11 protein-coding genes are annotated in these 13,197 nt (G+C 66.2%); 5 read left to right on the forward strand and 6 right to left on the reverse strand.

What is annotated here, in order from left to right; translation table 11 throughout:
- Positions 1-11: 11 nt before the first annotated feature.
- Complete coding sequence (locus ACWIEX_RS18940) at positions 12-1,211, reverse strand: HlyD family secretion protein (RefSeq protein ID WP_454034514.1); 1,200 nt, start codon at positions 1,209-1,211, stop codon at positions 12-14.
- Positions 1,212-1,355: 144 nt separating this feature from the next.
- Here ACWIEX_RS18940 and ACWIEX_RS18945 point away from each other — a divergent pair, with 144 nt between their 5' ends.
- A complete protein-coding gene (locus ACWIEX_RS18945; protein ID WP_454034515.1) occupies positions 1,356-2,024 on the forward strand; it encodes a TetR/AcrR family transcriptional regulator in 669 nt (222 codons plus the stop codon).
- Between the two features lie 12 nt (positions 2,025-2,036).
- On the opposite strand, the gene ACWIEX_RS18950 is transcribed toward ACWIEX_RS18945, so the two are convergent.
- Positions 2,037-2,969 (reverse strand): DMT family transporter, encoded by a 933-nt coding sequence (locus ACWIEX_RS18950; RefSeq protein WP_454034516.1) that lies wholly within the window; start codon positions 2,967-2,969, stop codon positions 2,037-2,039.
- Positions 2,970-3,115: 146 nt separating this feature from the next.
- A complete protein-coding gene (locus tag ACWIEX_RS18955) occupies positions 3,116-4,150 on the reverse strand; it encodes an aspartate-semialdehyde dehydrogenase (protein ID WP_454034517.1) in 1,035 nt (344 codons plus the stop codon).
- A 478-nt stretch (positions 4,151-4,628) separates the two neighbouring features.
- On the opposite strand from ACWIEX_RS18955, the gene ACWIEX_RS18960 reads away from it, so the two are divergent.
- Positions 4,629-5,708 (forward strand): hypothetical protein, encoded by a 1,080-nt coding sequence (locus tag ACWIEX_RS18960; RefSeq protein WP_454034518.1) that lies wholly within the window; start codon positions 4,629-4,631, stop codon positions 5,706-5,708.
- Positions 5,709-5,797: 89 nt separating this feature from the next.
- A complete protein-coding gene (locus ACWIEX_RS18965) occupies positions 5,798-6,103 on the forward strand; it encodes a hypothetical protein (RefSeq protein WP_454034519.1) in 306 nt (101 codons plus the stop codon).
- A gap of 192 nt (positions 6,104-6,295) precedes the next feature.
- Here the strand turns inward: ACWIEX_RS18965 and ACWIEX_RS18970 are convergent, their stop codons facing one another.
- A complete protein-coding gene (locus ACWIEX_RS18970; protein WP_454034520.1) occupies positions 6,296-8,695 on the reverse strand; it encodes a transketolase-like TK C-terminal-containing protein in 2,400 nt (799 codons plus the stop codon).
- 160 nt (positions 8,696-8,855) lie between these two features.
- Positions 8,856-9,548, reverse strand: a complete 693-nt coding sequence (locus ACWIEX_RS18975; protein ID WP_454034521.1) for an invasion associated locus B family protein — start codon at positions 9,546-9,548, stop codon at positions 8,856-8,858.
- 343 nt (positions 9,549-9,891) lie between these two features.
- On the opposite strand from ACWIEX_RS18975, the gene ACWIEX_RS18980 reads away from it, so the two are divergent.
- The gene (locus ACWIEX_RS18980; protein ID WP_454034522.1) at positions 9,892-11,313 is read left to right on the forward strand and encodes an amidohydrolase; all 1,422 of its coding nucleotides are present in this window, start codon (positions 9,892-9,894) and stop codon (positions 11,311-11,313) included.
- A 198-nt stretch (positions 11,314-11,511) separates the two neighbouring features.
- Here ACWIEX_RS18980 and ACWIEX_RS18985 read toward each other — a convergent pair whose 3' ends face one another.
- Positions 11,512-11,790, reverse strand: coding sequence for a hypothetical protein (locus ACWIEX_RS18985; protein WP_454034523.1), 279 nt, complete (start codon positions 11,788-11,790; stop codon positions 11,512-11,514).
- A gap of 277 nt (positions 11,791-12,067) precedes the next feature.
- On the opposite strand from ACWIEX_RS18985, the gene ACWIEX_RS18990 reads away from it, so the two are divergent.
- Positions 12,068-13,177 carry an aminotransferase class I/II-fold pyridoxal phosphate-dependent enzyme gene (locus ACWIEX_RS18990; RefSeq protein ID WP_454034524.1) on the forward strand — a complete coding sequence of 370 codons (1,110 nt, stop codon included), beginning with the start codon at positions 12,068-12,070 and terminating at the stop codon, positions 13,175-13,177.
- Positions 13,178-13,197 lie beyond the last annotated feature (20 nt).

The following is a 13,197-nucleotide window of genomic DNA, read 5'->3' on the forward strand; positions in this document are numbered from 1 at the left end:
ATGGCGCTTGATCAGCGCTGGGCGGCCGGCCGCGGATCGATCGAGACCACGACCGACATGCCTGGCCGCAGCGCATGCTTCGCGGTCGAGTCCTTGTCGAGCGCGATGCGCACCGGCACGCGCTGCACGATCTTGGTGAAGTTGCCGGTCGCGTTGTCGGGCGGCAGCAGCGTGAAGACCGAGCCCGTGCCACCGGCGATGCCGCTGACCGTGCCGTGGAAGACCTGTCCCGGCAGCGCATCGACCGTGATGCTCGCCTTGTCGCCGGTCTTCAGCGGCCCGACCTGGGTCTCCTTGAAATTGGCGTCGACATAGACCTGGTCGAGCGGGACGATCGACATCAGGCGCTTGCCGGCCCCGACGAGATCGCCGATCTGGACATTGGTATTGGCCACGACGCCGTCGATCGGCGCGGCGATCTTCATGAAGGAAAGATCGCGCTCGGCCTTCTGCTCGGCGACCTTCAACTCGTCGATCTGGCGGGCGGCCTCGATGCGCTGCGCTTCCAGAACCTTGATGTTCGCCTGCGCCTGCAAGACACCGGCCTTGGCGCTCGCCAACGCGGCGACGGCTTGATCACGACCCGCCGTCGCGGCATCGAGCGTCGCCTGCGAGCCGTAGGACTTGGCAGCGAGGCTGCTGGCGCGTTCGAAATCGGCGGCCGTGCGCGTCACTGCGGCCTCGGCCGAGTTCTGCTGCGCCTGCGCCTGCGTCTGGGCGGCGCGCGCCGCTTCGACCTGGCTGTCGATGCGCGCCAGCGTCGCCTGCGCCGTCGCGGTCTTGGCGCGGGCACTGTCGAGCGCGATCTGCCAGTCGCCATCGTCGAGCGCGACGAGTGGCTGCCCGGCCTTGACCTCCTGGTTCTGCTGCACGGAGACGGAGGCGATATTAGCGGAAAGCTTGGCCGAGACGGTCGCCATCTCCGCACCGACATAGGCGTCATCGGTCGAGACGATGAAACGACCGTTGCGCCACCAGTCGATGCCGTACCAGAGCCCGGCTCCCACGACGGCCGCGGCCACGACGAGCAATGCGCCGCGCTTCAACGGGTTCTTTCCGGATTTTGCCTTGCCGTCGGCGGGTTCGGCCGGCGTGCTCTTCGCCTGCGCATCGCGGGCGGTGGCGGGCTCGGTCGGCTGGGCGGTCTCGGCCTTGGCGTCGACCAGCTTCAGCCGGTCGCGGCGGTGTTCGGCAGCGGTCTCAGCAGACATTGGGCGTCCTGCATGTCAATTCGAACCAGGCGGTTCGATTGCGCTTGAAATAGCGCGGCGTATGATGCATATCAAGTCAAATCGAACCGATCGGTTCGATTAATTTTCGCAGCACGCGCGGAGCGCCCCCTCCGCCGGGGAATGATGACCAAGACCTCCGAAGCCATCGTTAAGACCGTCGCGCGCAATCACCGCGTCGCCGGCGCCGACCCCGACAAGCGGCGGCAGATTCTCGACGGAGCTCATCAGGTCTTCATCGCCCGCGGCTTCGATGCCGCCAGCATGAGCGATATCGCCACCGCCGCGAACGTCTCCAAGAGCACGCTGTACGTCTATTTCGAGGACAAGGAGCATCTCTTCGTCGCCCTGATCGAGCGCGAGCGCGAAGCGCAGAAGCGCGGCGCCTTCGAAGCCCTGGCCGAGAATTCCGATCCCGTTCGCGCGCTCACCAATTTCGGCCACTGCATCGTGCGGATGATCAACGGCGATCTGGCTGTCAGCGCCCATCGCGTCGTCATCGGTGTGGCCGAACGCATGCCCGATCTCGGCCGCGGCTTCTACGAGAACGGACCGATGCTGGGCTCGCGGCTGATCGCGGGCTATCTCGATCGCATGGTAGCCGAGGGAAAGCTCGACATTGAGGATACCTACCTCGCGGCCGTGCAGTTCCTCGATCTCTGCCAGTCGACACTGACGCGCCCGCGCCTGTTCAATGCCGTCCGCACGCCCCCGAGCGAGGACGAGATCCACCGCGTCGTCGGCGAGGCGATCGCGATGTTCATGGCGCGCTATGGCGCAAAGCCGCAGGGCTGAACGCCGGCGCCGTCAGCCGGCGACCTGCCTGGCGCGGATGCGTTCGCGATGGGCCGTATACAGTCCCGAAGCCGCGATGATGCCGGCGCCGACATAGGTCCAGAGGTCCGGGATCGCTGCGAAAACCAGAAAGCCGAAGATCGAGGCCCAGAGCAGCTGCGAATAGGCGAAGGGCGCCAGCAGCGAGGCATCCGCATAGCGGAAGGCCTGGATCAGGAAGATATGCCCGATCGTCGAGATGCCGCCCACGAAGATGCCGATCAGGACCGCCTTGAGATCGAGCACCTGCCAGCTGAACGGGACCGCCAGCGAAAGCAGGATGAAGCCGATCGTGGCGGAATAGGCCAGCGTCACCACAGGGATCTCGGTGCGGCTCATCATCCGGGTGACGATCAGCGAAAACGCCCAGAAGAACGACGACCCGAGAACGAAGAACGACGCGCCATGAAAGCCGTCACCCCCAGGGCGCACCACGACCAGAACGCCAATGAGTCCGACGATCGTGGCGAGCCAGCGCCGCCAGCCGACGACCTCCCCCAGGATTGGGATCGAAAGCGCCGTCACGAAGAGCGGCGAGACGAAGGAGGTCGCGGTCGCGTCCGCCATCGGCAGATCGTGCAGCCCGGCCACGAACAGGATCGAGGAGATCGTCACGCCCAAGGCCCGCAGCACCTGCAGCCCGGGCCGGCTCGTGCGCATCCTGCGGAAGCCGCCGGTGAAGCAGATGGTGACGAGCATGATCGCGGCAAAGGTGCCATAGCGCATCCAGGTGATCTGGAGCGCCGGCAAGGTGGTCGCGAGATATTTGGAGGCGATGTCGCCGCTGCACATGAAAATCGATGAGAGCAGCAGCAGCGCGATGCCACGCGCGGAATTGTCGATGCGCAGCGGTCTGCCTTCCTGCGGAGGGACGACCGGCGGTTCAGGAAGGGGAGCGTTGGGCAAGGGCTCGGTTCGCGCGCAGGGGATGCACAAGCCTTAGCCGTTTTGCGCGGCATAGCCACACGCAAAGACGGTCGCCCGCCCATGCGCGTGGACAGTGCCAGTGACCCTGCCCGGGTTTCGGACAGGGTCGGGCAGCGCTTCTGTTTTCAGGCGGCCTGCTTGCGCGGCTGGATCAGCTTGCGGTTGACCAGCACCTCGGCGATCTGCACGGCGTTCAGCGCAGCGCCCTTGCGCAGGTTGTCGGAGACGCACCAGAAGGCGAGGCCGTTCTCGACGGTCGCGTCCTCGCGGATGCGCGAGATATAGGTCGCGTCCTCACCGGCCGCCTCATGCGGGGTGATGTAGCCACCGGGCTCGTGCTTGTCGATCACCAGGATGCCCGGAGCGGTACGCAGCACCTCGCGCGCCTCGTCGGCGGTGATCGGCTTCTCGCATTCGATGTTCACGCTCTCGGAATGGCCGATGAAGACCGGCACGCGCACGCAGGTCGCGGTTAGCTTGATCTTCTTGTCGAGGATCTTCTTGGTCTCGACCACCATCTTCCACTCTTCCTTGGTGAAGCCGTCCTCCATGAAGACGTCGATATGCGGGATGAGGTTGAAGGAGATGCGCTTCGGGAACTTCTTGGTGGTGACCTCGCCGGCCGAGAATACGGCGCGGGTCTGGTTGAACAACTCGTCCATGCCTTCCTTGCCGGCGCCGGAAACCGACTGATAGGTCGAGACCACGACGCGCTTGACGCCGAACTTGTCGTGCAGCGGCTTCAGCGCGACGACGAGCTGCGCGGTCGAGCAGTTCGGGTTGGCGATGATGTTCATCTTGGTGAAGCCGGCAGCGGCGGCGGCATTCACCTCCGGCACGATCAGCGGCACGTCCGGATGCATGCGGAAGGCCGAGGAATTGTCGATGACGACGGCGCCCTGCGCGCCGATCTTCGGCGACCAGACCTTCGATACATCGCCGCCCGCCGACATCAGGCAGATATCGGTGTCGGAGAAATCGTAATGCTCGAGCGCCCGACACTTCAGCGTCCTGTCGCCGAACGAGACCTCGGTGCCGACCGAACGGGAGGAGGCGAGCGCCACGACCTCGCCGACGGGGAAGGCACGCTCGGCGAGAATGTCCAGCATCTCGCGGCCTACATTGCCGGTTGCGCCGACCACTGCGACCTTGAAGCTCATGATGTGATCCTTTGCGGATAAGACGGTTCGGGTCTCCCTTTGGGGGCCGCCCCGCACCGGTCTCGGGCGGGTTCGGCGATCTCTCCCCGCCGGGGGGAGATGGACCCGGAACCGAGGCGAAGCGTCAGCGCGACGGACCGGTTTTCCCGGTCGTCGTTTTGGTCGTGAGTTTCGTCGTCGTCAGACGGACAGTCACAGAGCCAATCCCGAAGGGCTGAAAGCTTCGCAAGGCGGCGCAACCTTGCACCGCGCCCTGTCAGAACACCCGCGGCGACGAAAAGTCAATCTCCCCCGTGCGAGGAGCCCTGCTCTGCCCGTTAACCCTGCCCGTTGACCTCTTGTTCACGCTGCCGGCCGATCGCCCGTTCCCGGTAACCCGGCGGCGACTCTCAGCGTCCAGCCTGCCCGCCGGAATGAGGATCGCGTGGTGATCGCGCCCTGCGGGAGTAACCGGTTGCATTTGCGTTCGGACGAATGGATGTCACGGCTTCAGCCCGTGCTGCGGCAGCTCCGGCCCGGATTGTTCCGTGCCGGCGCCCTGTGCCGCAGGACCTGGGCATGGGCTGCGAAGGTCGACCTCGTCCCGTTTCTGATTACGTCCGCCGATCGGATCGAAGCCGGTTTTCGTGCGCTCTGCCGCCTGGGCAGTCGCCTTGTGCCGCGCCGTGGCTTCGGCCTGCCGGGCGCCCTCGCCTGGCGCATCGCAGCGGCGCTCGGCGGCATCAGCCTGACGGCCGCGCTCGTCACCAGCCTCTCGGCAAACGGCGAGGACCCGCCCCAACTCGCCAGCCTGACCTCACCGGTAGCCGCCGCCACGACGCAGAACGCAGCTCTCGGCCGCAAACCGCTGCACGCCGCGACGGAAACCGACTGGCTCGCGATCTCCCGCCCGATCGCGATCTTCAATCTCGAAGCCCCTGAGTTCGGACGAGAGGCGCCCGCGATCGAAGCCCGCCGCAGCCGGGATGGCAGCCAGCGCGAGGACCTGCTGAACTTCGGCAGCTTCGCCGGAACGGAATCGCATCTCTCGCTGCGCCTGAAGACGGGAGATGGCATCGCCGCCAGCTCCGGCTCCTTCACGATCGCGCTCGTTCACGCCGCAGCGCTCCGCAGCCTCGCCGTCGAGCGCAGCAGCGCGCCGGCCGCGATCGAGACCCGCTTCGGCGCGCTCGAAACCGCGGATGTCGTTCTCAGCGGCGGCACCGGGAGCCGCACCTGCCTCGCCTTCCGCACGGTCGGATCCGAGGCTCCCTTCGCGATGAGCGGCTGGTGGTGCGCCGGCGCCAGACCCAGCGACCGCAAGCAATTGACCTGTCTGATCGACAGGCTCGACCTCGCCAATGCAGGCGCCGAACCCGAATTGCGCGCCGCGTTTGCCCGCAGCGAACTCCAGCGCCAGCCAGGCTGCGCAAATCCGCACCTGTCGGCGACCGGCCGCAAGGTCTCCTGGCTCGACGCGAATGGCACGCTGCCGGCCTTGCGCATGAAGACCGCAACCGCCGAGCCGATACCCGAGCCACGGCCGCGCCGCTCCAAGAAGACCCGTCGCCCCCGCTAACAAAGTTGTTAACGACGCGATGCTAGCCTTTGCGCCGGATTTGGGATGCTTACATCGAGTGGATCAGCCCACTCCCGGAGATTGCCGTCATGATGTCGTTTAAGCGCGTTGCCGCCCTCCTCGCCGTCACGATTACGGCCTCGACCGTGATGGCGAGCATCGCCGAAGCGCAGAACCGCCGCGGTCCGCTGCGCGTCACCGTGCAGAAGCGCAGCTATCTCGATCCCGGCAATGTCGTGCCGGTCGGCTCGCTGAACCGCTATGCCAGCCAGCACATGTCGGCTTCGCCGGTCTATGCCAGCACGGGCGAGCTTTATGGCGAAGGCACTTTGCCCGGCCGCATCGGCGCCGGCACGAACCCCTTCGCGAATACCTTCGCGACGCCGCGCTTCTGAGAGGCGCCTTCTTTTAAGGGCGGCCGTCGTGAAAGGCGCCTGTCGTCCCGTGCGCGCCGCAGCGTAAAACGCTGCTGCGCAGACACGGGACCGTCCTCAGGAAAAGGCGCCTTTTCGTCAGGCGATCCCGTATCTGCGCAGCAGCACTGCGTGCCGCAGCGCGTGCGGGATGACACCTTTCATTGAAGCACCCTATTCCGGCAACGCCCTGAGATAACGCACCGGCCGCCCCGGCGCGGCCGCGTTCGCCGCATGGACGATCGCGTTCGCGTCGATGCCGAAATGCCGGTAGAGATCGGCGACCGTGCCGGTCTGGCCGAAATGCTCGACACCGAGCGCCTTCTGCCGGTGACCATGGACGCTGCCGAGCCAGGCCAGCGTCGCCGGATGCCCGTCCAGCACCGAGACGATGCCGCAATCGCGCGAGAGTTCGCCGAGCAGACGCTCGACATGGCTGGTCGCGGCATGGTTGCCGCGCTGGCGCGCCCGTTCCGCCGCCTGCCAGCCGGCATTGAGCCGGTCCGCCGAGGTGATCGCGAGCAGGCCGACATCGCGCCGGTCCTCGCCCAGCAAGCCCACCGCCTCGATCGCCTCCGGCGCCACCGCCCCGGTATAGGCGATGACGACCGAGGCGTTCGGCCCCGGCTTCCTCAGCCAATAGGCACCGTCGATGATGGCGCGTTCCAGTTCCGGCGTCATCGCCCGGCTCGGCTGCTCGACCTGCCGGGTCGAGAGCCTGAGATAGACCGAGCCGCCGGTCTCGTCGCGCAGCCAGGTGCGCTCGTCGGGGTCGCCCTCGCCGTCGCGCTGCATGTAGTCGAAGGACCAGCGCATCATCACCGCGAGCTCGTCGACGAAGGCCGGCTCGAACGAGCAGAGCCCGTCCTGGCTCATGCCGATCAATGGTGTCGCGATCGACTGATGCGCCCCGCCCTCCGGCGCCAGCGTCACGCCGGACGGCGTCGCCACCACCATGAAGCGCGCATCCTGGTAGCAGGCATAGTTCAGCGCATCGAGCCCGCGCGAGATGAAGGGATCGTAGAGCGTGCCGATCGGGATCAGGCGTTCGCCGAAGATCGAATGCGACAGGCCCAGCGCCGAGAGATTGATGAACAGGTTCATCTCGGCGATGCCGAGCTCGACATGCTGCCCCTTCGGCGAGAATTCCCATTTCTGCATCGAGGGAATGCGCTCGTCCTTGAAGGTGTCGGCCATCGACGCCTTGGCGAAGAGCCCGCGCCGGTTCACCCAGGGTCCGAGATTGGTCGAGACCGTGACGTCCGGCGCCGTCGTCACGATCCGGTCCGCCAGCGGCCCGCCCGTCTTGGCGAGATCGTCCAGAACCTTGCCGAAGCCCATCTGGGTGGACATCGACGGCTGGATACCGGCATCCAGCTTCGCCGGCACCGGCAGCTTGGCCGCCGAGAAGCGCCGCCGCCCCTGCGAGAAGAACGGCACCTTGTCGAGGAAGGCCCGCATCTCGCTCTCGGGCAGATCGAGCCCCTCGAACAGATCCCATTCATGGCCGGGGCGGACCCCGTTCGCCTTGCGGAAGCCGTCGAGCTGCTCCTTGGTCATCAACCCGGCATGGTTGTCCTTGTGCCCGGCGATCGGTAGCCCGAAGCCCTTGACGGTGTAGGCGAGGAAGCAGACCGGCCGGTCATGGTCGATCGCCTCGAAGGCTTCGAGAATCGACGGCAGGTCATGGCCGCCGAGATTGCACATCAGCTTCGAGAGCTCGGCATCGGAGCGCTTCTCGATCAGCGTGGTCACCGGCCCCTGGTCGCCGAGATCGTCCATCAGGCGCTTGCGCCAGGCCGCGCCGCCCTGGAAGGTCAGGGCGGAGTAGAGCTGGTTCGGGCAGGAATCGATCCAGGCCTTCAGCCGCTCGCCGCCCTTCTCCTTGAAGGCGGCCTGCTGCAGCGAGCCGTATTTCAGCGTCACGACGTCCCAGCCGAAATTGCGGAACATCGTCTCGAAGCGGTCATAGAGGCCCTCGCGGATCACCGCGTCGAGCGACTGGCGGTTGTAATCGATCACCCACCAGGTGTTGCGCAGCCCGTGCTTCCAGCCCTCCATCAGGGCCTCGAAGATATTGCCCTCGTCGAGCTCGGCATCGCCGATCAGCGAGACCATGCGGCCTTCCGGCCGGCCCTTCGCCCAGCCATGCGCCTTCACGTAATCCTGGGTCAGCGAGGAGAAAAGCGTCTGCGCCACGCCAAGGCCGACCGAGCCGGTCGAGAAATCGACGTCGTCGATATCCTTGGTGCGGGACGGATAGCTCTGCGCGCCCTTGTAGCCGCGGAAGTTCTCGAGCTTCTCGCGGGTCTGCAACCCCATCAGGTAGTTGATGGCGTGGAAGATCGGCGAGGCGTGCGGCTTCACCGCGACCCGGTCCTGCGGCTTCAGCGCGGCCATGTAGAGCGCCGTCATGATCGTGGCGAGCGAGGCCGAAGAGGCCTGGTGCCCGCCCACCTTCATCCCGTCCTCGTTCTGGCGGATATGGTTGGCGTTGTGGATCGTCCACGAGGCCAGCCAGAGGATCTTCTTCTCCAGCTCGGCGAGAAACGGCAGGCGCGGATCTGTTGTCATGGATTTCGGCTCGAACTCCCCAGTGCAACCGATCATGCATGGAAGCACTGGCAGAACGAGCCAAATTTCTGTGTCGCCGCGGGCACATTTGGTGATTTCCGCTACGGCGCCGTAGCAAGGCGCCGGAAATCACCAATCATGCGCCCGGTCCGATTACCGGCTATTTGTCGATCTGCGCGATGCGGTCCAGCGCAGCGCCGAAACCGCCCAGCGAGACATTGAACGAGACCGGCTCGTTGTTCGACAGGTTCAGCGCCGCGACTGTCAGCGCCTTGCCGGCCTTCATCGCATCGGTCGCGACCGTCGGGAACGAGATCGGCAGCAGGCAGCCCTGCGCCAAGCAGGTCGAGAAGCGCAGGCCCTGGCCGAGGTCCTTGTCGTCGAGCCGCAGCACCGCGCCGTTCTCCAGTTTCATCCCGAACGGGAACAGGATCGTGCCCTCGGCCCGCCCATCCTTCGGCGCGCGCAATTCGATGGCGAAGACGCGCTGGCCGGTCTGGCTGTTGCCCTGCGATTGCAGGAGCACGCAGAGCCGCTGCCCGTTGGCGATCCGGCAGTCGACGGTCCAGTCGCCATAGGTCTCGTTGATCGCGGTGGCGCCGTTCGGCAGCGTCGCGGCCGGGGCGGCCGGCTGGCTGACGGCCGGAGCGGCCGGGGCTTGCGCGACGGGCTGGGCCGGCTTGGCCACCGGTTTCGGAGCAGGCTTGGGGGCCGGACGGGGCGCAGATCGTTGCGGTGCGGCTGCGGCTGGCCGCTCCGCCGGCTCTTCCTGCGCCCACAGGGCAGGCGAGGCGAAGGAACCGATCGCGAGAACGGCAGCGAGCGAGGCAATCCCGAGTGAATGATGTTTCATGTCAGCACTGTCATATGAAGATGTCGCTCGCCCTATCGCAGAAACCTCTCCCGAGAGAAAGCACGAAAGCGAACGAACCGGCGAATAAGCGGACCAGAGCTTCAAATTTGAAAGAAGGCTCACAATTGAATGATTTCAATCTGAAAGTATTCGACCCCGCACAATCTTTTCGGGACAACCGGCTTCGTTCGTCCGCGCCTGCTCCTCGGGCCCCCGGCATCCGCACGCCCTACCCCCAACGCAGGTGAACCCTGCCCTCGGCTCGCTTGTGAGCCCTCCGCGCACCATGCCAGAAACTGCCACGGAATCGGGCCGATACGACCCGCGCAGGAGGAGTCTTCCCATGAGCAACAGCAAGGATGTCTGGCGTCGGATCGACGACAAGGCCCCGGCCTATTTCGGGCTCTCCGACCGGATCTGGCACATGCCGGAGCTGAACTATCAGGAGGTCCGCTCCGCCGCCGAGCACGGCGCCATGCTGGAAAGCGAAGGTTTTCGCGTGACGACCGGCGTCGCCGGCCTGCCGACCGCGGTCGTCGGCGAAGCCGGCGAAGGTGGCCCGGTCATCGCGATCATGGGCGAGTTCGATGCCCTGCCGGGCCTGAGCCAGGAAGCCGGCAATGCGACCGAGACCCCGGTCGAGACCGGCGGCAACGGCCATGGCTGCGGCCATAACATGCTGGGCTCGGCCTCGCTGCTCGCTGCCGCGGCGGTGAAGGATTATCTCGCCGCCAACGGGCTCAAGGGCCGCGTGCGCTACTATGGCTGCCCCGCCGAGGAAGGCGGCTCGGCCAAGGGCTTCATGGTCCGCGCCGGCGCCTTCGACGATGTCGATATCGCCTTGTGCTGGCACCCGGCCTCGTTCAACGGCGTCAACCGCGCCTTCTCGCTGGCCTGCGTCGAGATCGAGTTCACCTTCTCGGGCCGCGCCTCGCATGCCGCCGCCGCCCCCCATCTCGGCCGCTCGGCGCTCGATGCGGTCGAATTGATGCATATCGGCGTGAACTACATGCGCGAGCACATGCCTTCGACGGCGCGCGTGCACTACGCCGTCATCAATGCCGGCGGCATCGCGCCGAATGTCGTGCAGGCCACGGCGACGACGCGCCAGCTGATCCGCGCCGCGACGCTCTCCGAGATGTGGGAGCTCGTCGCCCGCGTGAAGAAGATCGCCGAGGGCGCCGCCCTGATGAGCGAGACCACGGTCGCGATCAAGCAGCTTTCGGGCGACGCGAACCTCGTCGGCAACCGCCCGCTGGAAGAGACGATGCAGGCCAATCTGCTGGCGCTCGGCGGCCCCGGCTTCGACGCCGCCGACCATGCCTTCGCCGCCAAGTTCCAGAAGACGCTGAGCGCGCAGGACATCGCCGCCGCCTATGGCCGTTTCGACCTGAAGCCGAAGGAGGGCGAGGCGCTGAGCGACGAGATCTACCCGCTCGGCGCCGGCAACGACACCTCCGTCGGCTCGACCGACGTCGGCACGGTGAGCTGGGTCGTTCCGACCGTGCAGTGCCGCACCGCCTGCTACGCGATCGGTACGCCCGGCCATTCCTGGCAGCTCGTCGCGCAGGGCCTCGCCCCGGCCGCCCACAAGGGCCTCGCGCTGGCGGCCAAGGCCATGGCCGGCGTCGCCACGGATGTGCTGAACGACCCTGCCTTGCTCAAGGCGGCCAAGGACGAGTTCGCGGCGTTCCGCGCCAAGAACCCCTTCGCCAACCCGATCACGGACGATGTCGAGCCGCCGCTCGACATGGCCGCGCATTGAGCCACCGGATCAGAAATAACAGAATGAGTGAGGCCTACCTCACTCATTCTGGCAGCCATCTCAGCACAAAGCGCGGGTCATCCCGGACGCAGCGAAGCGGAGATCCGGGATCCATGCCTGAACCGTTCCGGAATGGATCCCGGGTCTCCCTTCGGTCGCCCGGGATGACCCGCGTGTTTCGTTAGGAAACGAGAAAGCTTAGCCGCCCCGCCGCCCGGACAACTCCACACGGATTGTCGGCCGGGTCGCCTTGAACTCGGCGACGGCCGCCGAAGTGAGGTCCGAAACTGAGTCGGAGGCGCTCGACATCAGGTGCAGGATGATGCGCCCGAGCCGGTCGCGGGCCTCAGACTCCAGCTCAGTATCGAGCCTGTCGTCATGCCCGATCGCAGCCCAGGCCCTGGCCTGGACGGCTTCTGCAACGAGCAATTCCTGGGAATTCAGGACACCGGGAAAGCGGAAATTCGAGCTAGGCATCGGCGATTCAAACATGGCTGGCCAACGATATAGGGCGGCCGCGGTTCCCGGCAAGGCGGAGAGAAAATCCGGAGTCGGGTCGGCTGCCGTCTTCGCTTTAGGATTTCCTCGTGACGAGTGCGCTACGAAGCCGGCTCCTTCGGCCAGATAAACAGTAAGTCCAAATTAGACTAATTGTCTAAATTTTCCTTGACCTGCCTCTCGCCCGCCCTCACAGATGCCGTGAATGCCCAGCCGCTCTGGCGGCAGTCGATAGGCCGCAAGGCGGGAGGCTCGCTTGAAGTTCGACATTTTCCAGATGGAGCGGAATCAGACGCTCTTCGAGAACGACGTCGAGATCAACCTGACCGAGAGCGGCGTCCATCCCTGGTCGATCGAGGACATCCTGGGCGAACAGGCCGCGTGCGACCTGCTGAAGCAGCCGCTCGGCTATGGCTGGACCGATGGCCGGCCGGACCTGCGCAGCAACATCGCCTCCTGGTATCCTGGCGCCACCGCCGCGAACGTGCTCGTCACCAACGGCTCCTCCGAAGCGACGATGATCGCCCTGATGGCGCTGTTCGAGCCCGGCGATTCCCTGGTCTTCGCCCTGCCGAACTTCATGCAGATCGATGGGCTGGGCCGTGCGCTCGGCTTCGACATCCGCCGGCTGGAACTCTCCGGCGATACCGACTGGCAGATCGACCCTGCCCATCTCTCCAAGGTCGCCGCCGGCGCCAAAGCGATCGCCGTGACCAACCCGGCCAATCCCACCGGCAGCGTCCTCTCGGCCGCCAGCCGCGCCGCCCTGGTCGAGGCCGCCCGGCGCAACGACGCCTGGCTGATGGTCGATGAGATCTATCGCGGCGGCGAGATCGATGGCGCCGAGACCGAGACGCTCTGGGGCAGCTATCCCAAGGTCGTCATAACCTCGAGCCTGTCGAAATCCTTCGCCTGCCCCGGCCTGCGCCTCGGCTGGATCGTCGCGCCGGCAGAGATCGTCGCCAGCGCGGCCGAGCGGCAGGACTACACCACGATCGGCAGCGGCATCCTCAGCCAGATCCTCGCCGAAGAGGTGATGCGCCCGGAGACGCGTGGCCGCCTGCTCGCGCGTGGCCGCGATCTGCTGCGCAGCAATGCCGATCTCGTGGCGCAATGGATGGCACAGCATAACGACTGGTCCTGGCGGCGCCCGCAGGCCGGCGGCATGGCCTTCCTGCGCTATCCGCTCGACATGCCGTCCGAGGTCTTCTCGCAGAAGCTGCGCGAGGAGGAGAGCGTCTTCGTCGTCGCCGGAAGCTGGTTCGGCATCGAGAACCACATCCGCATCGGCATCGGCGTGCCGACAGAGATGCTGCGCGACGGACTGACGCGAATGGATCGCTTCCTGGCGCGGCACAAGGGCTGAAGCGCCCCGAAAGGGCGGCG

The organism is Allobosea sp. NPDC055353 (genome assembly GCF_053644975.1).